This window comes from Kribbella pittospori (assembly GCF_004331465.1).
In the GTDB taxonomy this organism is placed as follows: Bacteria; Actinomycetota; Actinomycetes; order Propionibacteriales; family Kribbellaceae; genus Kribbella; species Kribbella pittospori.
Genome location: NZ_SJKB01000002.1, coordinates 621,703 through 644,940, shown reverse-complemented (window position 1 = coordinate 644,940; position 23,238 = coordinate 621,703). Strand labels below are relative to the sequence as shown.

Sequence of the window (23,238 nt, the reverse complement as noted above, 5' to 3'; positions counted from 1 at the left end):
ACACTGCATTTTGCACCTGTACTGTTCAGCCGTGACCGAACCTGTGATCCTGGCCGACGTCGTCCGCAGCGGCTTCGTGGAGGGCCACCACCACGGCTCCGTCGTGGTGACGAACCCCGACGGCTCCGTCGCCTGGGCGGCCGGCGTGGTGGACCAGCCGATGTTCCCGCGCTCGTCGAACAAGCCGATGCAGGCACTCGGCATGCTCCGCAACGGGCTCACCCTCGACGGCAAACTGCTGGCTCTGGCCGGCGCCTCCCACTCGGGCGAGCAGATCCACCTCGACGGCGTCCGCGAGATCCTCGCGATGGCCGGCACGGACGAGACTGCGCTGCGGACCCCGGAGGCGTACCCGTTGGCCGACCCGGCCCGGGACGCATGGGTGCGCGCGGGGCACGGACCGGAGCGGATTACGATGAACTGCTCGGGCAAGCACGCCGCGATGCTCCTGACCTGCTACGTCAACGGGTGGTCGTTCGACGACTACCGTGCCCCGGATCACCCGCTGCAGAAGGTGATCCGGACCGCGATCGAGGACTCGGCGGGGGAGAACGCGTCCTACGTCGCGGTCGACGGCTGCGGCGCTCCGATCTTCGCCCTCAGCCTCGCCGGCCTGGCCCGCTCCTTCGGCCACTTCGCGGCCGCTGCTCCGGGCACGCTCGAGGCGCGGGTGAAGGATGCCTACCGGTCATTCCCGGAGTACGCCAGCGGGACCACGCGGGACGAGGCTGCGTTGATGCGCGGCGTCGACGGCCTGTTCTGCAAGGCCGGAGCGGAGGGCGTGTACGCCGTCGGTCTCGCCGACGGCCGCGGCATCGCCCTCAAGATCGAGGACGGCGCCGCCCGGCCTCGCCAGGTCGTGATGGCCGCCGTCCTCCAGCGCCTCGGCTTCACCGACGGCGTCGTCGAGCGCCAGCTCCGCTTCCCGCTGTACGGCGGCGGTGTCGACGTCGGCGCCGTACAGCCACACCTTCCGGCGTTCAGCTGACCAACGGGTGCGTCGGGGTCACCTCCGGCGTGTGGATCGCGACGTCGAACCAGTCGGACAGGCTGTCGCCGGTCATGTACGACCCGGGGCCGTACTCCGGGATGCCGCGCGTCTTGGCGGTGCCGCGCAGCCAGGCGCGGACCGCGTCCGGTTGCGGGCGGCTGTGCAGATCGAGGACGAACTGCCCGTTTCTGGCGGCCGTGAGTTGGTGCTCGAACCAGTCGGAGGATGCCGGCGGCAGCGTGACCGGGCCGAGCGTGGTGCCGTGGTCGACGGTGCAGCCGACAGAGCGGTAGCGGTCGCCGTACCAGTCGCGAAGGTACGAACCGGCGTTGCGGAAGACGACGTCCGGGTCCGGTGGGACGGTGACGCGTAGACCGGGGGCGTTCGCCGTGTGCGCGTTCGCGGCCCAGTAGATGACCTTGTTCCGGGTGAAGCCGTGCCACCAGCGCACGTTCTCCGCTGCCCGGGCGTCGCGATAGCCCCAGATCTCGGCCTCGGGCAGGCTGAACGCCGTGTAGAACGACAGGATCTGCCGGGCGTGGTGCTCGGTGATCGCGTAGTCCCGGTCATTCGGCCGATGCGGCAGCTTCTGGACGAGCGCGAGCACAGCCTGCGCCTTGGCGACGTACGGCGCCTTGTCCTTGACCTCCTTCCAGTACCACTGGACGTACGCACCGATGTCCTCGAGCTGCGGGCGGATGGGCTTCAGACTGCGGCGCAGTTCGGCCAGTCGGTGGGGTGCGCGGCGGGCGACGTACTCGTCGATCGCGTCGTACGCGAGTTGCCGGGTGGCGAAGTACTCGGAACCCGCGAACCGCACCTTGTCCCGGTGCGTGGCGTTGTAGGTGCGCAGGTAGGCGAACAGCTCGGCGATCTCGTGGGTGCGGCTCTCGGTGCTCAGCTGGCCGACCAGTGCGTTGAGGTCGCCGCGTCCGGTCAGCACGTATTCGTTCAGCTGCGTGCCCAGCGACCAGTCGTCCTCGAACGCGATCGCCCGGAAGCCGAGCCGCTCCACGAGATAGCGGACCACCCGCAGCTTCAGGTGCGTGAGCTCGGCCGTCGCGTGCACGGCCTCGCCGAGTCCGACGATCTGTGCGCCAGCGATGGACCGGCGGAGGTGGTCCAGATCTCCCAACGGCTCGGCCTTGCGGGCGATCCAGCTCGTGATCGGGTCGCCGGAGGCCTGCGCCGGCGCCAGTCCGGTCGCGGCCGCTACACCTACCGCCGAGCCGGCCAGGAACGTTCTTCGTGTGATGGTCATGCCACACCACTCTGGCCGGGCGAGGCGTTCCGGGCATCCGCCAGTGGAGGGCTCCACAGATACGCCCTCTGTCGTACGCACGGAGTCCGCCGGACTCCTATCGTCGACGGCATGACCGACCAGAAGGCGATCGTGGTCGGCGGCGGGATCGCCGGCCTGGCCGCGGCGGCCGCGTTGATCCGGACGGGCTGGCGCGTGCAGGTACTGGAGAGCGCACCCGAGCTCGGCGAGGTCGGCGCAGGCCTGGCCGTCACTGTGAACGGGGCCCGTGCCTTGGACGCGATCGGTGCCGGCGACAGGGTCCGGCGGGACGGGTACGCCGTACGTCCGGCCGGGTCACGCCGGTCCGACGGCAAATGGTTGCTCAGGGCACCTGATGGGAACGGGCTCACCCGGATGATCGGGATCCATCGGCAGCGGCTGCACGCGGCATTGGCCGAATCCGCCGCCGGCGCGGAACTGGTGACGGGTGCGCGCGTCACGGCTGTCGACCCCGGTACGCCGGGAGCCTCGTCGGCCCGCGTGACGTGGACGTCCGCGAGCGGTTCGTGCAGCGCCGACGCCGACCTGGTCGTGGGTGCGGACGGGATCCGCAGTGTTACCCGGGGCGTGCTCTTTTCCCCGTTCTGCCTTGCGTTACAGCGGTTACTCGAGTTGGCGGGCGATCATCTCCGAAACCACGATCGTCGACGACAGCTTCGCCATGCTGTGGGGCCCGCAGGCCGAGTTCGGCTCGCTCCGGATCAGTGCCGACCAGGTCTATTGGTACGGGTACGTGCGGCTTCCGGCCGGTCATGGTTTCCCGGACGAGATCCGGGCGGTTCGCGAGTACTTCGGCGCGTGGGCTCCCGACGTACGGGCGCTGACCGCGGCAACCTCCGACGTGATCCGGCATGACGTGTGGGAGCTCGAGCCGTTGCCGCGGTACACGGCCGGGCGGGTCGTGCTGATCGGTGATGCGGCGCATCCGATGCTGCCGACCTTGGGGCAGGGGGCGAACTCGGCGCTCGAGGACGGGGTGTCGGTGGGGGCGTTGATCCGCGGTGACGGGGAAGTTGCGGTGGGACTGCAGGACTACCGTGCGCAGCGGTACCGGCGTACGCAGCAGCTGGTGACGCGGTCGGCGCAGATGGCTCGGGTGGGTGCCCATCTCGGGCGTGGGCAGTGGCTGCGGAATGCGATGCTGCGGCTCACACCGGCCGGTCTCGCTGCGCGCAGCGGTACGCGGCACCTCGATTGGACCCCGCCGGTCATTTAGCGCGGAGGCGGTCCACCGGGGGTGAGCTGATCGGAAGTGGCGCGGCCGGTGTGGGCAGGTTGTAACCGGCGTACAGGCGGCGACGGATGTCTTCGAGAGGGAAGGTCTCGCGGTAGATCGCGAGCTTCACCGTGACGCCCTCCAAGGTTGCTCTGAGCAACATTTCCTCGACCGCCGGGTCGGCGGCTCCGCGGGCGGCGAAGACGGAGCGAATGGCGTCCTCGACCTGGCTGACGCGGACCGACTTGTCGGCCTCGACGCGCGCGAAGACGTCGTGGGTGGTGGGCTGCATCATCAGGGTGATCGCGAGCCGCTGGATCGGAAGCGTGGTGGCGGCCGCCATCAGGGCGCCGTCGATGATGCCGGCCAGGCGCTCGTCCGGGCTGCCCTGGATCGTCAGGATCCCGGCGATGCCGTCCAGCCAGCGGTCCAGCAGTTCCGCGGCCAGTTCTTCCTTGGCGGCGAAGTAGTACGAAACCAGGCCACGGGACACCCCGGCTGCCTCGGTGATCTCGGAGATCGATGCGGCCTCGTACCCCTTGGCGGCGAAGACCTCCAGAGCCGCGGCCAGGATGCGCTCCCGGGAGCGCTCTCGCAGCTCCTGATTCACGGTGGCCGAGCGCGGCACGGTTCCTTCCCTGCTGGTCGTTACCCCGGAGGCCGAGCTACCTCCCCCATCAAGTGCTCGGCGCTCCCGGGTTCGGACCCCCCCGTTCTTTTCTGGCCCCTCCCCAGGCGCCGTTTATAGACTGGACGTCCAGTTAACAAATGTCAAAGGTCTTCCCGTTTCGTGGACACGTGCCGTCACCGGTAAGATGAAAGGGCTGCGCCCTGCGTCGAGTGGCCATCTCGTGCGACACAACACGCCGTAGCCGCCGCCTGACACCCAGTCCCCATTGCTTGGAGCGCTTCCCCATGCCTGTCCGTAACGACCTGCGCAACGTCGCGATCGTGGCCCACGTCGACCACGGCAAGACCACCCTGGTCGACGCGATGCTGTGGCAGTCCGGCGCCTTCGGCGCGCACCAGCACGTGGACGAGCGGGCGATGGACTCCGGCGACCTGGAACGTGAGAAGGGCATCACGATCCTGGCCAAGAACACCGCCGTACGGCACAAGATGGCCAACGGCGAGCAGATGACGCTGAACATCATCGACACCCCCGGCCACGCCGACTTCGGTGGCGAGGTCGAGCGCGGCCTGTCGATGGTGGACGCGATCGTGCTGCTGGTGGACGCCTCCGAGGGCCCGCTGCCGCAGACCCGGTTCGTGCTGCGCAAGGCGCTGGCGCGGCAGATGCCGGTGATCCTGGTGGTGAACAAGGTGGACCGCCCGGACGCCCGGATCGCCGAGGTCGTCGACGAGACGTACGAACTGTTCCTCGACCTGCTCGACCACGACGCGGACCAGAGCGCGCTCGACTTCCCGGTCGTCTACGCCTCCGCGCGGGCCGGCCGGGCCTCGCTGGCCCAGCCCGCCGACGGCGGCATGCCGGACTCCGAGGACCTCGAGCCGCTGTTCGAGACGATCCTGGCCAACGTGCCGGCCCCGGAGTACACCGAGGGAGCGCCGCTGCAGGCGCACGTCACCAACCTGGACGCCTCGCCGTTCCTCGGCCGGCTCGCGCTGGTCCGGGTGCACGAAGGCACGCTGAAGAAGGGCGCCCAGGTCGCCTGGTGCCGTCACGACGGCTCGATCCAGCGGGTCAAGATCACCGAACTGCTGGTCACCGAGGCGCTCGAGCGGGTGCCCGGCGACTCGGCCGGTCCGGGTGACATCGTCGCGATCGCGGGCATCCCGGAGATCATGATCGGCGACACCCTGACCGACCCGGACAACCCCAAGCCGCTCCCGTTGATCACCGTCGACGAGCCGGCCATCTCGATGACGATCGGCACCAACACCTCGCCGCTGGCCGGCCGGGTGAAGGGCACCAAGGTGACCGCGCGGCTGGTCAAGGACCGGCTCGACCGCGAACTGGTCGGCAACGTGTCGCTGAAGGTCCTGCCGACCGAGCGTCCGGACGCCTGGGAGGTGCAGGGCCGCGGTGAGCTGGCGCTGGCGATCCTGGTCGAGCAGATGCGCCGCGAAGGCTACGAGCTGACCGTCGGCAAGCCGCAGGTGGTCACCCGCGAGATCGACGGCAAGCGGCACGAGCCGGTCGAGCGGCTGACGATCGACTGCCCGGAGGAGTACCTCGGCACGGTCACCCAGCTCCTCGCGGTCCGCAAGGGCCGGATGGAGCAGATGACCAACCACGGCACCGGGTGGGTCCGGATGGAGTTCCTGGTCCCGGCTCGCGGTCTGATCGGGTTCCGGACCGAGTTCCTGACCGACACCCGCGGTACCGGTATCGCGCACCACGTGTTCGAGGGGTACGAGCCGTGGTTCGGCGAGCTGCGGACGCGGCCGTCGGGTTCGCTGGTGTCGGACCGGTCCGGCGCGGCCACGTCGTACGCGATGATCAACCTCCAGGAGCGCGGCACCATGTTCGTGGAGCCGACCACCGAGGTGTACGAGGGCATGATCGTCGGCGAGAACTCGCGCTCGGACGACATGGACGTCAACATCACCAAGGAAAAGAAGATGACCAACGTCCGGTCGTCGACCGCGGACGAGTTCGAGAAGCTCGTCCCGGCCCGCAAGCTGTCGCTCGAGCAGTCGCTGGAGTTCTGCCGCGAGGACGAGTGCGTCGAGGTCACCCCGGACGCGATCCGGATGCGGAAGGTCGCTCTGACCCAGGTCGAGCGGTCGAAGCTGGGGCGCAAGAACAAGAGCTGATCCTTCCCACGCGTGCTGCGCAGCCGCTCCTCCGTCGCGGCTGCTGCGCGCGCTCCCGCCCACCCGGTTCTACTACCGGGCTCATCGCCGCGACCTGCGGCTCGGCCGCGGTGTGCTGCTGCCCTCGTGAGGGAGGGTTCTCCGGCGTACTGGGTGTGCCCTCTGGCTTGTCTTACCGGCCGGCTCGGGAACGAAACGGCAACGGGGGGCGCGACATGCGGAGCGAACTACAGGGGTGTGATACACCATTCCTCGGTCGGTCTGTGGGGAAGAAATCCGGATCGTTACCAACCGGACGTGGGGGTCTGACGTCTGTCATGTGCAAGCAACTCTTTGGGGGAAGGAAACAGGAGCATGGGAATTCTGCGTAAGCTCGGCGCCACCCTCACGGCAGCCGCGTTCGTGGGGGTGGGCGCACTGACCGCGACCACGACGGCCGACGCGGCCGTAGTGGCACCGAAGGTTGCGCCCCAGGCCGTGGTCGTGCCACAGCAGGCGACCGCGGCGGCGTCCTCGACCGGGCTCGTGCCGGGCAAGCTGCGGATCGACAGGCGGTGTATGACGAAGGGCCGGGTGCTGTGCATCAACAAGCGCACCCGCAAATTGGTGTACATGGTCAACGGCAAGCCGATCCAGATCACCGACGCACGGTTCGGCGCTCGTAGGACGCCGACCCGGCAGGGCGTCTTCAAGGTCCAGCGCAAGTCGAAGAACCACGTGTCGTCGCTGTACCACTCGCCGATGCCGTACGCGATGTTCTTCAGCGGTGGCCAGGCCGTGCACTACTCGGCCGACTTCAAGGCCCGCGGGTACAACGGCGCCTCGCACGGCTGCGTGAACATCCGGGACAAGAAGAAGATCGCCTGGATCTTCGCCCGGGTGAAGGTCGGCGACAAGGTCGTCGTCTACAACGCCTGACGAGACCGCAGCGCGGTCTGGAAGGCCTTGTAGAGCCGGGGCTCGATCAAGCAGAACGTGGCTTTGCTGACGGAGGTCGTCGTACGGAGAAGTGTCCGTACGGCGACCTCCGCCGCTGACTGGGCCGGCCAGCCGTAGATCCCCGCGGACACCGCCGGAAGACTGAGAGTCTTGGCCCCGAGCTCGTCCGCGATCCGCAACGCGTTGCGATAGCAGGACTCCAGCAACGCCGGATCCCGTTGTCCTGCGTTGTAATTCGGCCCGACCACATGGATCACGTACGACGCCGGCAGCGCACCCGCGGTCGTCCAAGCAGCCTCGCCCGTCGCGGCACCGTTCGGATACCGCTCGACGAGCTCCGCGAGGATCTCCGGCCCGCCGGCGCGGTGGATCGCGCCGTCCACACCGCCTCCGCCGCGGAGCGCGTGATGGGCCGCGTTGACGATCGCATCGGCCGGGATCGTGGTGATGTCCGCCGTACTCAGGACGATCTCCATGGCGGTCTCCTCGTCAGTCGAAACAGGTGGGCAGCCAGTCGAGGAGGGCGGCGGCGATGTCCGCCGCGGAGTCCTCGGGCAGGAAATGCAGGCCGGCCACGGTGACCTCGCGCTGGTGCGGCCATCGGCGACACTGTTCCCGGAGCGGTCCGGTGAGCAGCGCGCCCGGCTCCGCGTTGATGAACAGCTTCGGGACCGGGGCAGCGGCCATCCAGGTGGCGTTGGCGGCCACGATGTCGTGGACGTCGGCAGGCGTACCGTCGATGGGAATCTCCCGTGCCCAGGTCAGAGTGGGCCGGCGGGACTCACCGGGCTGCTCGTACGGCGCGCGGTAGACGGCCAGCTCGTCGTCCCGCAGAGTGCGCAGGATCCCGCTCGGCAGGACTGTCTCGACGAAGACGTTCTGCTCCAGCACCAACTGCTCGCCCTCTGGCCCACGTAGCTTGCGGAACAGCTCCGGAGCCGGTGCGTTCGGCCCGTCCCACGTCACGGGGGCGATCAGGGTCTCCAGGTAGGCGATTCCCCGGACCGCGCCCGGGTGCCGGCGCGCCCAGTCGACCGCGAGCACTCCACCCCAGTCGTGGCCGACCAGTGTCACCCCGCTGGTCAGGCCCATCGTGTCGAAGAACCCGTCGACGTACCGGCGGTGGTCGGCAAACCGGTACCGTTCGGCCGGATCAGCCGTCGACGGGGCCGAGCGCCCCATGCCGGCCAGGTCGAGGGCCACACACCGCGCGACCGCGGAGACGGGTTCGAGGACGTTCCGCCACAGGTACGACGAGGTGGGGTTGCCGTGCAGAAAGACGACCGGCGGCCCACTGCCGGTGCTGCGGTATGCGAGGCGGACACCGTGGACATCGATCTCGTCGTACTCGCCCGCTGTCACAGCGCTCAGCACCCCGCCTCGGTCACGACTTGCTCACAACAGATGCACAATTCGCAGATCTCAACCTACGCTGGACCGCCAACCAAAAGACCGGTGAGGACGTCCTATGTAGGTAGGACGGGGTCTACCAAAGGGGTTTTCCGATGCGCGCGCTGATCATTCGCAACGTGCTGGCCGGTGTCGTCTCCGGCACCGTGATTGCGGCACTTGCTGGTCTCGGAATGAGCGCAACTGCGGCGCCGACCGCCACGACGGACCTGAAGACGGTGCCGTTCGAGGTGAGTGGCGAACTGCCGATCTACCCGAAGGCGCTGTACAAGAACGGCTCCTCCGGCACGTCGGTGCGCAAGGTCGAGGCCCGGCTGGTCCAGCTGAAGTTGCTGGAGAAGCGCTACCAGGACAACGACTTCGGCACCATGACCCGGTCCGCGGTGAAGAAGTTCCAGAAGTCCAAGGGCATCCCGCAGCTCGGGTACGTCGACCAGAACACCTGGAACAAGCTGTCCGCGGCCACCCACGAGCCGACCCAGACCGAACTCTTCCCGCCGGCGCCGGTGGTCAACGGCAAGAAGCTGGATGCACGCTGCGCGACCGGAGTGGCGCTCTGCATCGACAAGACCACCCGCAAGCTGCGGTACGTCGTCGACGGTGTGGTGAAGATGCAGCTGGACGTCCGGTTCGGCGCGGTGAAGACGGCGACCCGCGAGGGCAGCTTCACGGTCGGCTGGAAGAGCCGCAACCACGTCTCCAAGCTGTACGACTCGAAGATGCCGTACGCGATGTTCTTCAGCGGCGGCCAGGCGGTGCACTACTCGTCGGACTTCGCGGCCCGCGGCTACAACGGCGCCTCGCACGGCTGCGTGAACGTCCGGGACCTGGGCAAGATCAAGGTCCTGTTCGACGAGGTCAACGTCGGCGACAAGGTGATCGTCTACCGCTCGTAGGGCTTCAGAGCGGCCGCGGTCCGGCTCGTACGGCTTCAGAGCGGGCGCGGTCCGCGGCGGCGCCGGATGCCCCAGCCGCCCCGGCCGCGGCCGGAGGCGGCGCGCAGGGCGGGCCGCGCGTCGACCAGGTAGACACCGGCGGCGACGATGCCGATCAGGCCGAAGAAGCTGAGCCAGCCCTGGAAGATCTGACTGAGCGTGAACACGATCAGGATCAGCATCCAGCCGGGTTTGGTCAGCTTGTCGGCGGCGACGAACACCGCCCGTGGCCGGAACGCGGCGTCCAGCAGCGCGACCAGCTTGAGTCCGAGCAGCACCCACCAGATGATCTCGAGCGGACCTGCGAACCCGGGAAAGAGGTTCGGGAACGTAGCGAGTGGGAGCATGCACACGAGCCTAACCGAAAGACCGGGCGGCCCACCTCTGCTGGCTCGCAGATCGGGGCCACCCGGTCGGGAAAACTACCGTCAGTCGCCGACCTTGTCGGCAGCGTCCGTGGCCGCCTTGGAGGCCGTCTTCGCGGTCTTGCGGGCGCTGGTCGCGGTCGCCTTGACGTTGCGGGTCGCGGTCTGGGCGGTCTTCTTCGCGGTGGTGCGGGTCGCCTTCGCCTTGCTCACCGTGGTCTTGGCCTGGGTGACCAGGTCCTCGGTGGCCTTCTGGCTGCGGATCCGCTCGACCAGGTCCTTGCCGCGGCCGGCCAGGTCCTCGTAGGTCTCCTCGGCCTGGCCGAGCACGGTGGTGAAACCGGCCTGCGCGACCGCGGGCAGCTCACGCAGCTTGGCCGGGGCGGTCTTCGCGTCGGCCACGAAGGCGTCGAAGCGCTTGGTGACCTCGGACTGCGCCTTGGTCAGTTCGGTCTGCAGGGTCTTCTGGTCCAGCTTGGCGAACCGGGCGGTGACGTCCTCGCTGACCGCGCGGAACTTCTCCACCGCGAGGTCGCCGGCGCCGGCGATCGCGTAGAACGGGGTGACAGGCGTACGGGTAGCCATCAGGCTTCTCCTCGGGTGTTTGCAGCAGGATGCGATTACTTGGTGGTGCGTTTGCTTGCCGGGGATTTCCTGGCCGTCGGTTTGGCCGCGGCCGGCTCGTCGGAGGGCGTGTTCTCACGGACGAAGGACGCGTAGACGTCCAGCAGGACACGCTTCTGCCGCTCGTTCAGGACGGGATCGAGCAGCACCGCTTCGACCACACCGGAAGCACTCCGGCCGTCCGAACCGTCGTCCGGGTCGAGGATGCCGGCCCGCACGTACAGGGTCTCCGCGGAGATCCGCAGTGCCTTCGCGAGCTGTTGCAGTACGTCGGCCGAGGGTTTCCGCAGGCCGCGCTCGATCTGGCTGAGGTACGGGTTCGACACACCGGCCAGGTCGGACAACTGCCGCAACGACAGCTGCGCGTTCCGTCGCTGCTCGGCGAGGTACTCCCCGACGGAGCCCACCGAACCTGCGACGCGATCACTCAACCTGGCCATGCGTCCAGTGTGCTAGCAGAGTGCTTGCAATTGCAAGCAGGATGGCCGTGAGGCCGCTCACGTCAGGGAGGTACGGCGCTGTTACTGCACCCGGTGAACCTTGTGCTGCGCGGCCTGGGCGCGGGGGCGGACCGTGATCCGGTCGATGTTCACGTGCGACGGGCGGGTCGCGATCCAGGCGACGATGTCGGCGATGTCCTCGGAGGTGAGTGGTTCGCCCACTCCGGCGTACACGGCGTCGGCTTTGGCCTGGTCGCCGCTGAAGCGGGTCAGCGCGAAGCCCTCGCTGCGGACCATGCCGGGGGCGATCTCGCAGACCCGCACCGGCTGGTCGAACAGTTCCAGGCGCAGGGTGTCGACGACGGCCTTGGCCGCGTGCTTCGCGGCGACGTACCCACCGCCGCCCTCGTAGGCGACCTGGCCGGCGGTGGATCCCATCACGATGATCGTGCCCTTCCCGGCGACAAGGGCCGGGAGCAACGACTTGGTGACCGCGGCGACGCCGATCACGTTCACCTCGTACATCTGCCGCCAGGCCTCGAGGTCCGCGTCCGCGACCGGCTCGAACCCGAACGCGCCACCGGCGTCGTTCACCAGCACCTGCAACTGCTCACCGACCGCCTCGGCCAGCGCCGCCACGTCCTCCGCGGACGTGACGTCGCACTGCACCGCACGCCCGTCGATCTCCTTCGCCAGCGCCTCGATCCGGTCCAGCCGACGGGCCGCACACACCACCTCGAACCCCTCACGGGCCAGGTACCGCGCCGACGCGGCCCCGATCCCACTGCTCGCTCCGGTCACCACGGCAAGAGGACGGCTGCTCGAAGTCATAGGCCGAGTCTCTCAAACCTGCTGGACCAGCACGCGCTCTGTCCGATCGGCGACCGCGGCCTGGCGACGAGCCGATCCGACGACCGCGGCCAGGGCCGCGAGGCTGATCGCGACGAAGCCCGCCAGCATGCCCAGGGTCTGTACGTCGGGGTGGATCAGCGACTGACCACGGAACGCCTGGACCGTCACGGTGACCATCAACCCCGTGTAGGCGAAGGCGGCCACACCCACGAGGCGCGCGCGGACCCGCTCGGGACGCAGCCACGCCACCCGTCGGGACAGGAGGGTCAGAATCAGTACGGCGATCAGCAGCGCGTGGATCGCGTGCAGCCCGACGAAGTGCGGGATGCGCAGGTCGCCACCGACGGTGCTCCAGTGCGTCAACGGCATCCCGGGCCCGCCGGCCTCGACGCCGATGCCATGACTGCCCGCGAGCGTGACCGGGTGGCCGTAGGCGTCGGTCACCTGCTGCCGGTCGGAGTTCGCGCCCACCAGGTAGAAGGCGATCCCCATCCCGGCCACCGCCAGGCCGAGGCCGACCCGGATCGCGCGGTTCAGGGGTGCGTCGCCGACCCGCTGGAACAACAGCATGACCGCGATCACCAGGCTGGCGCCGAACAGGCCGAGGACGCCGGACATGAAGATCCGCTGGCCGACCTGGTTGAAGGTGTCGGTGTTGTCGTTGAAGTGGCTGAACGTGCCGCGGGCCGCTTGGACGGCGATGAACCCGACGTCCACCACGCCGGTGACCGCGAACGCCGTACCCACCCACCAACCGAAACGCTTCGCCTTGCGCAGCCGGGACACCAGCCAGGCGAGGGTCGCGCCATACAGGACGAACGCGATGCCGAACTTGAACGGCTTGAGCCACACGGACTCGTTGAGGATCTCGCGGTGGTCGGCGACCAGGCCGACGCCGGCCGTCAGGACGAGACCGGCCATGGCCAGCACCATGACCATCAGCGGACGATGCCAGGACCGCACTTCTTCGAGGACTCTACGCATGTGATCCATGCTTTCGGCGCGCCGCCTCGAGCGCAGTGGAGCGAATCCCTCGATCGTGGTGGTGGTAGACCCACCTGACGTCGCCGGAGTTACCCTGACCACGTGACCGTACCGTCCGCTGACCGTCCCGTTCGGCGGGTTGCGATGATCAGCCTGCACACGTCGCCGCTGGATCAGCCGGGGACCGGTGATGCCGGTGGGATGAACGTCTACGTGGTCGAGTTGTCGAAACGGCTTGCCGGGCTGGGGATCGAGGTCGACGTCTTCACCCGGGCGACCTCGTCGGCGCTGCCCGCCAGAGTCGAGCTGATGCCGGGCGTTGTGGTCCGCAACGTCGCCGCCGGGCCGTACGAGGGCCTGAGCAAGAACGAGCTCCCCGCCCAGCTGTGCACGTTCGCTCGGGCCGTACTGCGCGCCGAGGCGATCCACGAGCCCGGCTGGTACGACGTGATCCACTCGCACTACTGGCTCTCCGGCCAGGTCGGGCTGCTCGCCCGCGACCGCTGGGCCGTGCCACTCGTCCACACCATGCACACCATGGCGAAGGTGAAGAACGCCAGCCTCGCGGAGGACGACGTACCCGAGCCGCCGGCGCGATTGCTGGGTGAGGAGCAGGTGGTCGAGGCCGCGGACCGGCTGCTGGCCAACACCGACGATGAGGCCAACGAGCTCATCACCCTGTACGGCGCTCAGCCCGCGAAGGTCGGTGTGGTCAACCCCGGCGTGGATCTGGACATGTTCAGCCCCGGCGACCAGGCCGAGGCCCGGCGTGCGGTCGGCGTACCCGAGGACGCCGTCGTACTGGCATTCGTCGGCCGGATCCAGCCGCTGAAGGCGCCCGATCTGCTGATCCGGGCCGCCGCGCGGATGCTCGAGCAGGATCCGTCGTTGCGGAGCCGGCTGGTCGTCGCGATCATCGGCGGCCCATCCGGCAACGGGATGGAGCACCCGGAGTCGCACGCGGAGCTGGCCCGGGCGCTGGGCGTCGACGACGTGACGCGGTTCGTGAAGCCGATGGAGCGGCCAGGTCTGGCGCAGTGGTACCGGGCCGCATCGGTTGTCTGCGTTCCGTCGTACTCGGAATCCTTCGGGCTGGTCGCGCTGGAGGCCCAGGCCTGCGGTACGCCGGTTGTTGCGGCGGCCGTCGGCGGCCTGACGACCGCGGTCGTGGACCGGCAGACCGGGCTGCTCGTGCGGGGCCACGCGGTCGGTGAGTTCGCCGACGCGCTGGCCCGGATCGCGACGGATCCGCACACCCGCGAGACGATGAGCCGGGCGGCGGTCAAGCATGCGCAGGCCTTCGGCTGGGAACTGACCGCCAAGAAGACGCTGGACGCGTACCGGACGGCGACGGAGACGATGGCGGCCGAGCTGGCCGCGGAGGTGGCTGGGTGAGAGTTTCGGCGGCGGACGTGATCCGCCAGGTGCTGACCGAGAACGAGCTCGAGTTCACCGAGACCAGTCCGGGGGAGTTCAGCGCCGATCTGCCGGGCGAGCGGAAGCTGAAGACGACCGTCTCATTGATCGTCGGAGCGCAGGCGGTGCAAGTGCACGCGTTCGTGGCCCGGCACCCGGACGAGAACCACGAGGCCGTCTACCGCTGGCTGCTGGAGCGGAACCTGAAGATGTACGGCGTCGCGTTCGCGGTCGACCACCTGGGAGACATCCACCTGGACGGAAAGGTCCCGCTGCACGCGATCACCCCGACCGAGGTGGACCGATTGCTCGGCGCGGTGCTCGAGTACGCCGACTCGTCGTTCAACACGATCCTCGAACTCGGCTTCGCGTCCTCGATCCGCAAGGAGTACGAGTGGCGCGTCTCCCGCGGCGAATCCACCCGCAACCTGGACGCTTTCAAAGGCTGGCTGGAGCCCAAGTAGTCTGAGGGCCATGACCTATCGCCTCATCCTGCTCCGCCACGGCCACAGCGACTGGAACGCCAAGAACCTCTTCACCGGCTGGGTCGACGTCGACCTGAACGCCCAGGGCGTCGAGGAGGCGCAGCGCGGTGGCGAGTTGCTGCGTGACCGCGACCTGCTGCCCGACGTACTGCACACCTCGGTGCTGCGCCGGGCGATCCGGACCGCGACCATCGCCCTCGAGGTCGCCGACCGCCAGTGGATCGACGTCCGCCGGTCCTGGCGGCTGAACGAGCGGCACTACGGCGGCCTGCAGGGCAAGGACAAGAAGCAGACCCTGGAGGAGCTCGGCGAGGAGCAGTTCATGCTGTTCCGCCGTTCCTACGACACCCCGCCGCCGCCGATCGAGCGCGGCTCGGAGTACGACCAGGCCGGCGACCCGCGCTACGCCGGGCTCCCGTCCGACATCATGCCGACGACCGAATGCCTGAAGGACGTCGTCGAGCGGATGCTGCCCTACTGGTACGACGCGATCGTGCCGGACCTGCGGGTCGGCAAGACCGTCCTGGTCGCCGCCCACGGCAACTCGCTGCGCGCCCTGGTCAAGCACCTGGACAACCTGGACGAGAAGACCGTCGTCGGCCTGAACATCCCGACCGGCATCCCGCTGTACTACGAACTGGACGAGGACTTCCAGCCGATCACCCCGGGCGGCGAGTACCTCGACCCGGTGGCCGCCAAGGAAGCCATCGAAGCCGTCAAGAACCAGGGCCGCTGACCTCCGCCCGAAGCTGCTCGAGCAGGGCCTGCAGCTCGGGACTCGCGGCCACGAGCTGAGGATTGTCCTCCAGAAGAGCGAGTTTGCTCTCCTGGAGGGCCTTCAGCTGCTGTTGCACCGCGTCGAGATGCGCGAGCATCTCGGCGCCGTCCATGGCGGACACGTCGGTGTTGACCAGCCGCTCGGTGACAGATTCGTCCATGGCAGGGACGCTATCGGAAACCCGGCACATAAAGGCGCCCCCGGCAACAATCTGCCGGGGGCGCCTTGGTGTCTGGGTCAGTTGGTGCCGTTGGGGTTCGGCGTGGAGGCGCCGGCGCCGGAGCCCGCCGCCGTACCGCCGATGGCGACCGGGAGCTCGCCGGTGACCAGGTAGACGACCCGGCGGGCCATCGAGACCGCGTGGTCGGAGATGCGCTCGTAGTACCGCCCGAGCAGCGCGATGTCGACCGCGACCTCGACGCCGTGCGGCCAGTCGTCGTCCATCATCAGCCGGAACTGGTTGGTGCGCAGCTTGTCCATCTGGTCGTCGGTGGCCTCCAGCTTGTTCGCTGCCTCGACGTCGCGGCTCTTGATCACGTCACCGGCGGCGTCGACCATCTTGCCGGCCACCGTGCCCATCTCCTGGATCACGTCGTGCAGTTCGTCCGGGATGGCCGGCGACGGGTAGCGCAGCCGCGCGATCTTGGACACGTGCGCGGCCAGGTCGCCCATCCGCTCCAGGTCGGCGACCATTCGCAGCGCGGCGACCAGCATCCGCAGTTCGTTGGCGACCGGCGACTGCCGCGCCATCAGCTCGAAGACCTTCTCCTCGACGCCCTCGCCGGCCGCGTCCAGCTGGATGTCCGACGCGATGACCTCTTCGGCCATCCGGATGTCGGCTTCCAGCAGGGCCGAGGTCGAGCGGCGTACGGCGGTGGACACCGTGCGCGTCATCCGTTCCAGCTCGGCGAGGATGTCGTCGAGCTGCTCGTGGTAGGTGTCACGCATTGTGTTCGTTTCCGATCTCTGGTGTCCGGTTGCCGCGAGGGCGGAGCGGGCCACCGGCCCGGTACCCGCCCAACGGTGACCGTATGCCGTCGAGGTTGCCGGATGGCGACGAGTGGTGAACGCCTGATGAACAGTTAGGTCGCGTCCCGGTCATCCCGCGATCATTCGGTCTTTCCCTGCTGGTTGCCCGCGTAGCATCGTTGCCGTGGACCCCACGCTGGCTGCGGTGCTGGGCGGCGTCATCGGCGCGGCCCTGGCTCTGCTTTCACTCGGTGCGATGATGCTCAGCGAGCGGGCCCAGCGCAAGATCCCGGAGTCCCCGGACCCGATCGTCCCGACCGGCGTCGCCACGGTTCTGTCGGTACTGCGTTCGTCCGCCGTCGTGATGGGTCCGGAGGACCAGGTCCTGCAGGCGAGTGCGCCGGCCCATGTGCTCGGCATCGTCCGCGGCGAACGCCTGGTGGTGGACGACATCCTGACCATGGTCCGCGCGGTCCGCCGCGACGGCGAGATCCGGCAGCAGGACCTGGAGATCGTCCGCGGCCGGCTGGGCGCGACGCAATACGTCAGTGCCCGGGTGGCTCCGCTGGGCAGCCAACTCGTGCTGGTCCTGGTCGAGGATCGGACCCGCGAGCGTCGCCTGGAGGCGATCCGGCGCGACTTCACCGTCAACGTCAGCCATGAGCTGAAGACGCCGATCGGCGCGCTGATCCTGCTGGCCGACGCGGTCTCGGAGGCCTCCGACGATCCGGAGGCCGTGCAGCGGTTCTCCAGCCGGATGCAGGTCGAGGCGGCCCGGCTGAGCCGGCTGGTCAAGGAGATCATCGAGCTGTCCCGGCTGCAGGGGGACGACCCGCTGGAGAACCCCGGCCCGGTGGACATCAACGGTGTCATCGAGGCCGCGGTGGACCGCTGCCGGGTCGACGCCGAGGACCGCGACATCAAGATCGTCGTGAAGACCGAGCCCGACCTGGAGGTGATGGGCAGCGAGGACCAGCTGTCCATTGCCATCGGCAACTTGGTGGAGAACGCGGTCAACTACAGCCCGGACGGCACCCGGGTCGCGGTCGCCGCGCACCCGATCGGGGACCTGGTCGAGGTGACCGTCAGCGACCAGGGCGTCGGCATTCCGACCGGCGACCTGGAGCGCATCTTCGAGCGCTTCTACCGGGTCGACCGGGCCCGCAGCCGGGAGACCGGCGGCACCGGTCTCGGCCTCTCGATCGTCAAGCACATCGCTTCCATCCACGGCGGCGACGTACGGGTCTGGAGTGTCGAGGGCCAGGGCTCCACCTTCACCGTGAGACTCCCTCTGCGGCTCGAACCCGCAGCGGGTCAGACCGACTCCTCCAGCCAGGACGAGCCGGCCCTTTATCTGACGCCTACCCCGTCGGAAAGAACCAAGGAGGCAGCTTCGTGACCCGAGTGCTGGTCGTCGAAGACGAAGAGAGCTACAGCGACGCGTTGTCGTACGTCCTGCGCAAGGAGGGGTTCGAGGTCGCCGTCGCGGAGACCGGCCCGGACGCGCTGGACGAGTACGACCGGGCCGGTGCGGACATCGTCCTGCTCGACCTGATGCTGCCGGGTCTGTCCGGCACGGAGGTGTGCCGGGCTCTGCGGAGCCGGGGCAACGTCCCGGTGATCATCGTCAGCGCCAAGGACACCGAGGTGGACAAGGTGGTCGGCCTGGAGCTGGGCGCCGACGACTACGTCACCAAGCCCTACAGTCCACGCGAGCTGCTGGCCCGGATCCGTGCGGTGCTGCGCCGTGGCCAGGATGTCGAGCTGCTGCCCGACACGCTGGAGGCCGGTCCGGTCCGGATGGATGTCGAGCGGCACGTGGTGACCGTGTCCGGGACCGAGATCCGGCTCCCGCTCAAGGAGTTCGAGCTGCTCGAGATGCTGCTGCGCAACACCGGCCGGGTGCTGACCCGCGGGCAGCTGATCGACCGGATCTGGGGCGCCGACTACGTGGGCGACACCAAGACCCTGGACGTGCACGTGAAGCGGCTGCGCTCGAAGCTGGAGAAGGACCCGTCGAACCCGCAGCATCTGGTCACGGTGCGTGGTCTGGGCTACAAGTTCGAGTCCTGAGTCACAGCCCCACAGGTCGCGACGGCCTTCGGGGTTAGCTTAGGCTCTCCTTAGTTGAGGCAATCTGTCGAAGGAGAGTCACCATGTCCTGGTCCCGTTCCCGGGTGGTCAGCGCGGTCGCCGCCGTGGTGGTCGCGACCACCACGCTGGCCGCGTGCGGCAATGACGCCGACGAGCAGGCCACCGGCTCTGCCAGTACGGCGGCCGCCGGGTTCCCGGTCACGTTGAAGAACACGTTCGGTGAAACCACCGTCACCAAGAAGCCGGAGCGCATCGTCACGCTCGGCTGGAACGCGCAGGACGTGGTCTACGCGCTTGGTGAGACACCGGTCGGGATGCCCAAGGTGACCTACGGCCCGACCGCGGCCGGCGTCACCGCCTGGGACGCCGGCAAGTTCGACCCGGCGAAGACCGAGTTGCTCGACACCGCAGACAAGTACCCGTTCGAGAAGATCGCGGCGCTCAAGCCCGACGTGATCCTGGCGCCGTACGAGGGCTTCGACGAGGCGACGTACAAGACCCTGTCCGGGATCGCGCCGACGGTCGCGTACCCGGGTGCGCCGTGGCAGACCACCTGGCAGGACCAGACCCTGCTGGTCGGTGAGGCGCTCGGCAAGAAGGCCGACGCGGAGAAGCTGATCGCCGGGATCCAGGACAAGATCAAGCAGGTCGCGACCGATCACCCGGAGTTCAAGGGCAAGACGATCACGGTCGGCTCGTTCGGCGCGGAGAACTACGTGTACATGCCGGGTGACCCGCGGGTGCAGATCCTGAACGAGATGGGCTTCAAGAACGCGCCGGGCGTCGAGGCCCTGGAGAAGACGAACACCAAGAAGGAGTTCTCGCTCGCCATCAGTAAGGAGAAGGTGGCCGACGTGGACGCCGACGTACTGGTCGCGTACGTCGACGGCCTCGGGGCGCAGAAGTTCCTGGCCGACCCGGTCTACTCCTCGCTCGGTGCGGTGAAGCGTGGCAGTGCGTACGCGATGGAGGACCAGCAGGTCATCTCCGGGATGAGCGCGGTCAGCGTGCTGAGCGTCCCGTGGGTGCTCGACAAGACCATCCCGAACCTGGCCAAGGCTGCTGCGGCGGCCGGCTGACGCAGGCCGCCGTCTGGGGCCGGGGCCGCTACTCGGCCGGCGGCGGCGTCGGCGAGTAGTGGTTGTCGGTGAGCACCGGGATGTAGGTGGTGATCGGGCCGGCCTGGCCGAACGTGATCACCACGTTGATCATCTGGCCGGGCTTGCCTCCTGTGACGGTGATGCGCCTACTGGCGTCGCCACTCGGCGTCTCGGTCGGGGTAGCAGTCGGGTCTGCCGACGGCGTCTCCGTGGGGGTCGCACTCGCCGTTTCGCTGCCGGCGGCCGGCAGCATGGTCGACGTACCGGCCTTCAGAACGATCGGGGCGAACTCGCTGAACGTGACCTGGCCCGGCTGGTCGCCGCCGGCCTGGCCGTCCTGCGTGCCGGGCGGGGCCTGCTCGATCTTGACCAGGGTGTCGTCGGTGCTGCCGTCGTTGATGATCGCGCTGTGCAACTCGCCCTTGCCGTCCGCGGTGGCCAGCACCAGCATGTTGCGAACCTTGATCGAGCCGGAATCGGCGTTGGTGCCCTCGGCGGCCTGGTACGGCTTCGCGGTCTGGGCGTTGAAGTTCGCGCCGCACGCCGCCAGCGCGATACTGAGAGTGGCGGCGGCCCCGGCCAGCGCGGTACGCCGGACGAACCGCGAGGACAACGTGATCGGCACTGGAATCCCTCTTCTGCAAGCTGTTCGACGCCGTCAGGCAGCAGCCTCCGGCGCAGGAAAGCGTAGCCCGCGGCTGCTGCGGCCCCGACGGCGGGATGCCCGTCACGGGGTGTCGCGACGGTGTCCCCGGCAACCATTCACGCGCGCACGAGGCACGGCCGCCAGCGTTTGTCAACCCACGAAGTGGCCTCTGACCAGCGCAAACGCCGAAACCGGACCACCCAGCACGTGGTAAGATGGATCTCGGAAAGGGGCACGTGACATATGACTTTCACAGTCGGCGAGACGGTTGTTTACCCCAATCACGGAGCGGCCGTCATCGAGGACATCGAGACCCGTCAGATCAAAGGTGAGGACAAGACCTATCTGGTCTTGAGGATCGTCGCTCAGAACGACCTGGTCGTCCGGGTCCCCGCGTGCAACCTCGATCTCGTCGGCGTGCGTGACGTCGTGGATCAGGCTGGCCTGGAGCGCGTCTTCGACGTGCTGCGCGCACCGCACACGGAGGAGCCGACCAACTGGTCGCGTCGCTACAAGGCGAACCTGGAGAAGCTGCACTCCGGTGACGTGATGAAGGTGGCAGAGGTCGTCCGCGACCTGTGGCGCCGTGAGCGTGACCGCGGTCTCTCCGCCGGTGAGAAGCGGATGCTGGCGAAGGCACGTCAGATTCTGGTCTCCGAGCTGGCCCTGGCCGAGCACACCAATGAGGACAAGGCGGAAGCCATCCTCGATGAGGTTCTCGCTTCCTGACTTCGGTCAGATCGCGTCGCATGAGCACTGCGGCCATCATCCCGGCGGCCGGACTGGGACTGCGACTCGGTGGTGAGAACTACAAAGCGTTTCGAGAGGTCGGTGGCGATTCGCTGCTGGTCCACGCAGTTCGTGGACTGAAGGCAGCGACCGCCGCCGACCTCGTCTGTTTGGTGGTCGCCGTACCGCCCGGGTTCGAGGAGTCGGTGGCCAAGGAGCTCGAGCCGTACGCCGGTGACGCCCGGCTGCTCGTGGTCCCGGGTGGTGCGGAACGCCCCGACTCGGTCCGGGCGGCCCTGGACGTGGTCCCGGCCGACGGCATCGACTGCATCCTGGTCCATGACGCGGCCCGCGCGTTCGTTCCGGCAGACGTGGTCGAGCGGGTGGTCGCGGCGGTTCGTGGCGGCGCGCCGGCCGTCGTGCCGGTGGTCCCGGTGACCGACACGATCAAGCAGGTCTCGCCGACGGGTGAGGTGGTCGACACGCCCGACCGTTCGACTTTGGTCGCCGTGCAGACCCCGCAGGGCTTCGAGCCCGGCGTACTGCGTCGTGCGCATGCCGCCGGCATCGTTGGGGCGACCGACGACGCGATGATGTGTGAGCGGCTCGGGGTGCCGGTGATGACGGTCGAGGGGTCCCAGGACGCGTTCAAGGTGACCCGGCCGCAGGACCTGTTGCTGGCCGAGGCGATGCTGGCGGAGAGGCGGCTCGGATGAAGATCCCACGGGTCGGGAACGGCATCGACGTACATCCGCTGGAGGACGGCCGGCCGATGTGGCTGGCCGGCCTGCACTGGCCGGAGGAGACGGCTGGGCTCGCGGGTCACTCCGACGGCGACGCGGCCGCGCATGCGATCTGCACCGCGTTGCTGAGTGCGGCCCGGCTGGGTGACCTCGGGTCGAACTTCGGCACAGCCGAGCCCGAGTGGGCCGGAGCCTCCGGGATCGCCTTGCTGACCGAGGCGGCGCGGCGGGTGCGAGCCGCCGGGTTCGAGATCGGCAACGTCTCGGTCCAGATCGTCTGCAACCGGCCCCGCATCGGACCCCGCCGCGAGGAGGCCGAGAAGGTGCTGACCGCCGCCTGCGATGCGGAGGTATCGGTGAGTGCGGCAACCACCGACGGCCTGGGGTTCACCGGCCGCGGTGAAGGCATCGCCGCGTTCGCGACCGCCCTTATCTACTGACCGGCTCGCTCGAGAACCGGGCCGCCCGCGGATCGAGCTCGTTGCCCATCACCTGGGTCAGCAGGCCGTACAGCTCGGGTCGACGGCCGCGCATCCAACGCTGTCCGGTTGCCAATGGCACCAGATCCAGGTCGAGGTCGGCGGTCACCACGGCTTCGTCCGGTACCGGGGTCTCGGCAATGATCCGTCCGTACGGGTCCAGGATCATCGCGTTGCCGGTCCGCAGTTCGTCGTCGTCCCGACCGACGCCGTTGCTGAACAGCAGGAACAGCCCGTTGTCGTGCGCCCGTGCCGGTAGCCACCGCATCAGCCACTCCCGTCCGCTCGGCCCGTTGAACGCGACCTCGACCGCCGCCGGATCCTGCTTCCTGTTCTCCCAGACTTCAAGCGGGATCGGCTTCATTCCGTACGGGCTGCGCGAGTTCGTCCCGCCGGTCTGGTGTGGCGCGATCAGGACGGTTGCTCCGAGCAACGCGGTGATCCGGACGTTCTCGACCAGGTTGTTGTCCCAGCAGATCAGCACCCCCGCCCGGAAGCCCCACGGCGTGTCGAACACCGTGTACGACGATCCGCTCGCGATCTCCTCGTGCTCGAACGCATGCAGCTTCCGGTGCACGTGGACCTCGCCGTTGGGGAGACAGACGGCGTACGCGTTGAACAGCTTGCCGTCGGCAGCTTCCAGGAAGCCGACGCCGAGGCCGGCCTCCAACTCCTGAGCCAGGGCAGCGATTCGGCTGACCAGCGGTCCGTCGGCGGGCTCGGCCAGCTCGTGCAGCCGCTCGGCGGAATGGTTGCGGAGGTGCCAGTAGCCGAGCAGGCACATCTCCGGGAGTACGACGAGCCGGGCGCCGTCGGCGACCGCCTCCCGGGCCAGGCGCTCGACGGTGGCGAGGTTGGCCGCGGGCTGGTCCGGGACCGGCTGGAACTGGACGACGGCGCTGCGGAAGAGGGTCATGCGCCCATCGAAACGCCGATCGATCCATGACGTCCAATAGCGA

At 68.6% G+C, this 23,238-nt stretch carries 27 protein-coding genes and 1 pseudogene; 15 read left to right on the top strand and 13 right to left on the bottom strand.

What is annotated here, in order from left to right:
• Positions 1–31: 31 nt before the first annotated feature.
• Positions 32–988, top strand: a complete 957-nt coding sequence (locus tag E0H73_RS09620) for an asparaginase (protein ID WP_131353131.1) — start codon at positions 32–34, stop codon at positions 986–988.
• Here the strand turns inward: E0H73_RS09620 and E0H73_RS09615 are convergent.
• On the bottom strand, positions 981–2,252 hold the full coding sequence (locus tag E0H73_RS09615; protein ID WP_131353130.1) for an erythromycin esterase family protein: 1,272 nt from the start codon (positions 2,250–2,252) through the stop codon (positions 981–983). The two genes, E0H73_RS09620 and E0H73_RS09615, sit on opposite strands and share 8 nt — an antisense overlap.
• Before the next feature lie 111 nt (positions 2,253–2,363).
• Between E0H73_RS09615 and E0H73_RS48340 the strand changes: the two are divergent.
• Together E0H73_RS48340 and E0H73_RS47115 are read left to right on the top strand one after the other, a co-directional pair.
• Positions 2,364–2,846: pseudogene (locus tag E0H73_RS48340) on the top strand (FAD-dependent monooxygenase); the annotation flags it as partial.
• A 37-nt stretch (positions 2,847–2,883) separates the two neighbouring features.
• Positions 2,884–3,510, top strand: a complete 627-nt coding sequence (locus E0H73_RS47115) for an FAD-dependent monooxygenase (protein WP_238163905.1) — start codon at positions 2,884–2,886, stop codon at positions 3,508–3,510.
• Here the strand turns inward: E0H73_RS47115 and E0H73_RS09600 are convergent.
• Entirely contained in the window at positions 3,503–4,138 is a 636-nt protein-coding gene (locus tag E0H73_RS09600) for a TetR/AcrR family transcriptional regulator (RefSeq protein ID WP_131353127.1), read from the bottom strand. The two genes, E0H73_RS47115 and E0H73_RS09600, sit on opposite strands and share 8 nt — an antisense overlap.
• Before the next feature lie 287 nt (positions 4,139–4,425).
• On the opposite strand from E0H73_RS09600, the gene typA reads away from it, so the two are divergent.
• Positions 4,426–6,291: a translational GTPase TypA gene (gene typA / locus E0H73_RS09595; protein WP_131353126.1), complete on the top strand. Its 1,866-nt coding sequence runs from the start codon at positions 4,426–4,428 to the stop codon at positions 6,289–6,291.
• Between the two features lie 354 nt (positions 6,292–6,645).
• A complete protein-coding gene (locus tag E0H73_RS09590; RefSeq protein WP_131353125.1) occupies positions 6,646–7,209 on the top strand; it encodes a L,D-transpeptidase in 564 nt (187 codons plus the stop codon).
• Here the strand turns inward: E0H73_RS09590 and E0H73_RS09585 are convergent.
• Positions 7,197–7,706, bottom strand: a complete 510-nt coding sequence (locus E0H73_RS09585; protein ID WP_131353124.1) for a macro domain-containing protein — start codon at positions 7,704–7,706, stop codon at positions 7,197–7,199. The two genes, E0H73_RS09590 and E0H73_RS09585, sit on opposite strands and share 13 nt — an antisense overlap.
• Positions 7,707–7,719: 13 nt before the next feature.
• Entirely contained in the window at positions 7,720–8,592 is an 873-nt protein-coding gene (locus tag E0H73_RS09580) for a haloalkane dehalogenase (RefSeq protein WP_131353123.1), read from the bottom strand.
• A 143-nt stretch (positions 8,593–8,735) separates the two neighbouring features.
• On the opposite strand from E0H73_RS09580, the gene E0H73_RS09575 reads away from it, so the two are divergent.
• Positions 8,736–9,536 (top strand): L,D-transpeptidase family protein, encoded by an 801-nt coding sequence (locus tag E0H73_RS09575; RefSeq protein ID WP_131353122.1) that lies wholly within the window; start codon positions 8,736–8,738, stop codon positions 9,534–9,536.
• 35 nt (positions 9,537–9,571) lie between these two features.
• Here the strand turns inward: E0H73_RS09575 and E0H73_RS09570 are convergent, their stop codons facing one another.
• From E0H73_RS09570 to E0H73_RS09550, 5 genes are all read right to left on the bottom strand, one after another.
• On the bottom strand, positions 9,572–9,922 hold the full coding sequence (locus tag E0H73_RS09570; protein WP_131353121.1) for a DUF2516 family protein: 351 nt from the start codon (positions 9,920–9,922) through the stop codon (positions 9,572–9,574).
• 81 nt (positions 9,923–10,003) lie between these two features.
• Positions 10,004–10,525 (bottom strand): hypothetical protein, encoded by a 522-nt coding sequence (locus E0H73_RS09565; RefSeq protein WP_131353120.1) that lies wholly within the window; start codon positions 10,523–10,525, stop codon positions 10,004–10,006.
• A gap of 35 nt (positions 10,526–10,560) precedes the next feature.
• Positions 10,561–11,004, bottom strand: a complete 444-nt coding sequence (locus tag E0H73_RS09560) for a helix-turn-helix domain-containing protein (RefSeq protein ID WP_131353119.1) — start codon at positions 11,002–11,004, stop codon at positions 10,561–10,563.
• A gap of 81 nt (positions 11,005–11,085) precedes the next feature.
• The gene (locus tag E0H73_RS09555) at positions 11,086–11,835 is read right to left on the bottom strand and encodes an SDR family NAD(P)-dependent oxidoreductase (RefSeq protein WP_131353118.1); all 750 of its coding nucleotides are present in this window, start codon (positions 11,833–11,835) and stop codon (positions 11,086–11,088) included.
• A gap of 12 nt (positions 11,836–11,847) precedes the next feature.
• Positions 11,848–12,840 (bottom strand): hypothetical protein, encoded by a 993-nt coding sequence (locus tag E0H73_RS09550; protein WP_202867275.1) that lies wholly within the window; start codon positions 12,838–12,840, stop codon positions 11,848–11,850.
• Between the two features lie 144 nt (positions 12,841–12,984).
• Between E0H73_RS09550 and mshA the strand changes: the two genes are divergently transcribed.
• From mshA to E0H73_RS09535, 3 genes are read left to right on the top strand one after another with little or no spacing between them, the layout of a single operon-like run.
• Entirely contained in the window at positions 12,985–14,235 is a 1,251-nt protein-coding gene (gene mshA, locus E0H73_RS09545) for a D-inositol-3-phosphate glycosyltransferase (RefSeq protein ID WP_131353360.1), read from the top strand.
• The gene (locus tag E0H73_RS09540) at positions 14,232–14,720 is read left to right on the top strand and encodes a type III secretion system chaperone family protein (RefSeq protein ID WP_131353116.1); all 489 of its coding nucleotides are present in this window, start codon (positions 14,232–14,234) and stop codon (positions 14,718–14,720) included. The genes mshA and E0H73_RS09540 overlap by 4 nt, the downstream gene beginning before the upstream one ends.
• 10 nt (positions 14,721–14,730) lie before the next feature.
• Positions 14,731–15,477, top strand: a complete 747-nt coding sequence (locus tag E0H73_RS09535) for a phosphoglyceromutase (RefSeq protein WP_131353115.1) — start codon at positions 14,731–14,733, stop codon at positions 15,475–15,477.
• Here E0H73_RS09535 and E0H73_RS09530 read toward each other — a convergent pair.
• Together E0H73_RS09530 and phoU are read right to left on the bottom strand one after the other, a co-directional pair.
• Positions 15,458–15,679: a hypothetical protein gene (locus tag E0H73_RS09530; protein WP_131353114.1), complete on the bottom strand. Its 222-nt coding sequence runs from the start codon at positions 15,677–15,679 to the stop codon at positions 15,458–15,460. The two genes, E0H73_RS09535 and E0H73_RS09530, sit on opposite strands and share 20 nt — an antisense overlap.
• Before the next feature lie 77 nt (positions 15,680–15,756).
• Entirely contained in the window at positions 15,757–16,467 is a 711-nt protein-coding gene (gene phoU / locus E0H73_RS09525; protein WP_131353113.1) for a phosphate signaling complex protein PhoU, read from the bottom strand.
• Between the two features lie 205 nt (positions 16,468–16,672).
• Between phoU and E0H73_RS09520 the strand changes: the two genes are divergently transcribed.
• The 3 genes from E0H73_RS09520 to E0H73_RS09510 all read left to right on the top strand — a co-directional run bounded on the left by E0H73_RS09520 (position 16,673) and on the right by E0H73_RS09510 (position 19,661).
• Entirely contained in the window at positions 16,673–17,887 is a 1,215-nt protein-coding gene (locus E0H73_RS09520; RefSeq protein WP_131353112.1) for a sensor histidine kinase, read from the top strand.
• Positions 17,884–18,561: a response regulator transcription factor gene (locus E0H73_RS09515; protein ID WP_131353111.1), complete on the top strand. Its 678-nt coding sequence runs from the start codon at positions 17,884–17,886 to the stop codon at positions 18,559–18,561. The genes E0H73_RS09520 and E0H73_RS09515 overlap by 4 nt, the downstream gene beginning before the upstream one ends.
• Before the next feature lie 83 nt (positions 18,562–18,644).
• Entirely contained in the window at positions 18,645–19,661 is a 1,017-nt protein-coding gene (locus E0H73_RS09510) for an iron-siderophore ABC transporter substrate-binding protein (RefSeq protein ID WP_131353110.1), read from the top strand.
• 28 nt (positions 19,662–19,689) lie between these two features.
• Here E0H73_RS09510 and E0H73_RS09505 read toward each other — a convergent pair whose 3' ends face one another.
• Entirely contained in the window at positions 19,690–20,307 is a 618-nt protein-coding gene (locus tag E0H73_RS09505) for a hypothetical protein (RefSeq protein ID WP_131353109.1), read from the bottom strand.
• A 264-nt stretch (positions 20,308–20,571) separates the two neighbouring features.
• Between E0H73_RS09505 and E0H73_RS09500 the strand changes: the two genes are divergently transcribed.
• The 3 genes from E0H73_RS09500 to ispF are packed head-to-tail and all read left to right on the top strand — an operon-like array spanning position 20,572 to position 22,240.
• Entirely contained in the window at positions 20,572–21,057 is a 486-nt protein-coding gene (locus E0H73_RS09500; protein WP_012918679.1) for a CarD family transcriptional regulator, read from the top strand.
• Between the two features lie 20 nt (positions 21,058–21,077).
• Positions 21,078–21,773: a 2-C-methyl-D-erythritol 4-phosphate cytidylyltransferase gene (gene ispD, locus E0H73_RS09495; RefSeq protein ID WP_131353108.1), complete on the top strand. Its 696-nt coding sequence runs from the start codon at positions 21,078–21,080 to the stop codon at positions 21,771–21,773.
• Complete coding sequence (gene ispF / locus E0H73_RS09490; protein WP_131353107.1) at positions 21,770–22,240, top strand: 2-C-methyl-D-erythritol 2,4-cyclodiphosphate synthase; 471 nt, start codon at positions 21,770–21,772, stop codon at positions 22,238–22,240. The genes ispD and ispF overlap by 4 nt, the downstream gene beginning before the upstream one ends.
• On the opposite strand, the gene E0H73_RS09485 is transcribed toward ispF, so the two are convergent.
• The gene (locus tag E0H73_RS09485; protein ID WP_131353106.1) at positions 22,230–23,195 is read right to left on the bottom strand and encodes a nitrilase family protein; all 966 of its coding nucleotides are present in this window, start codon (positions 23,193–23,195) and stop codon (positions 22,230–22,232) included. The genes ispF and E0H73_RS09485 overlap by 11 nt on opposite strands.
• Positions 23,196–23,238: the final 43 nt, after the last annotated feature.

Bases quoted from the DNA above. Each gene is read 5' to 3' on its own strand.
- E0H73_RS09615 (WP_131353130.1), bottom strand. From the start codon at position 2,252: ATGACCATCACACGAAGAACGTTCCTGGCCGGCTCGGCGGTAGGTGTA.
- typA (WP_131353126.1), top strand. From the start codon at position 4,426: ATGCCTGTCCGTAACGACCTGCGCAACGTCGCGATCGTGGCCCACGTC.
- E0H73_RS09590 (WP_131353125.1), top strand. From the start codon at position 6,646: ATGGGAATTCTGCGTAAGCTCGGCGCCACCCTCACGGCAGCCGCGTTC.
- E0H73_RS09585 (WP_131353124.1), bottom strand. From the start codon at position 7,706: ATGGAGATCGTCCTGAGTACGGCGGACATCACCACGATCCCGGCCGAT.
- E0H73_RS09575 (WP_131353122.1), top strand. From the start codon at position 8,736: ATGCGCGCGCTGATCATTCGCAACGTGCTGGCCGGTGTCGTCTCCGGC.
- E0H73_RS09570 (WP_131353121.1), bottom strand. From the start codon at position 9,922: ATGCTCCCACTCGCTACGTTCCCGAACCTCTTTCCCGGGTTCGCAGGT.
- E0H73_RS09565 (WP_131353120.1), bottom strand. From the start codon at position 10,525: ATGGCTACCCGTACGCCTGTCACCCCGTTCTACGCGATCGCCGGCGCC.
- E0H73_RS09560 (WP_131353119.1), bottom strand. From the start codon at position 11,004: ATGGCCAGGTTGAGTGATCGCGTCGCAGGTTCGGTGGGCTCCGTCGGG.
- E0H73_RS09555 (WP_131353118.1), bottom strand. From the start codon at position 11,835: ATGACTTCGAGCAGCCGTCCTCTTGCCGTGGTGACCGGAGCGAGCAGT.
- E0H73_RS09550 (WP_202867275.1), bottom strand. From the start codon at position 12,840: ATGCGTAGAGTCCTCGAAGAAGTGCGGTCCTGGCATCGTCCGCTGATG.
- mshA (WP_131353360.1), top strand. From the start codon at position 12,985: ATGATCAGCCTGCACACGTCGCCGCTGGATCAGCCGGGGACCGGTGAT.
- E0H73_RS09535 (WP_131353115.1), top strand. From the start codon at position 14,731: ATGACCTATCGCCTCATCCTGCTCCGCCACGGCCACAGCGACTGGAAC.
- E0H73_RS09530 (WP_131353114.1), bottom strand. From the start codon at position 15,679: ATGGACGAATCTGTCACCGAGCGGCTGGTCAACACCGACGTGTCCGCC.
- phoU (WP_131353113.1), bottom strand. From the start codon at position 16,467: ATGCGTGACACCTACCACGAGCAGCTCGACGACATCCTCGCCGAGCTG.
- E0H73_RS09510 (WP_131353110.1), top strand. From the start codon at position 18,645: ATGTCCTGGTCCCGTTCCCGGGTGGTCAGCGCGGTCGCCGCCGTGGTG.
- E0H73_RS09500 (WP_012918679.1), top strand. From the start codon at position 20,572: ATGACTTTCACAGTCGGCGAGACGGTTGTTTACCCCAATCACGGAGCG.
- ispD (WP_131353108.1), top strand. From the start codon at position 21,078: ATGAGCACTGCGGCCATCATCCCGGCGGCCGGACTGGGACTGCGACTC.
- ispF (WP_131353107.1), top strand. From the start codon at position 21,770: ATGAAGATCCCACGGGTCGGGAACGGCATCGACGTACATCCGCTGGAG.
- E0H73_RS09485 (WP_131353106.1), bottom strand. From the start codon at position 23,195: ATGACCCTCTTCCGCAGCGCCGTCGTCCAGTTCCAGCCGGTCCCGGAC.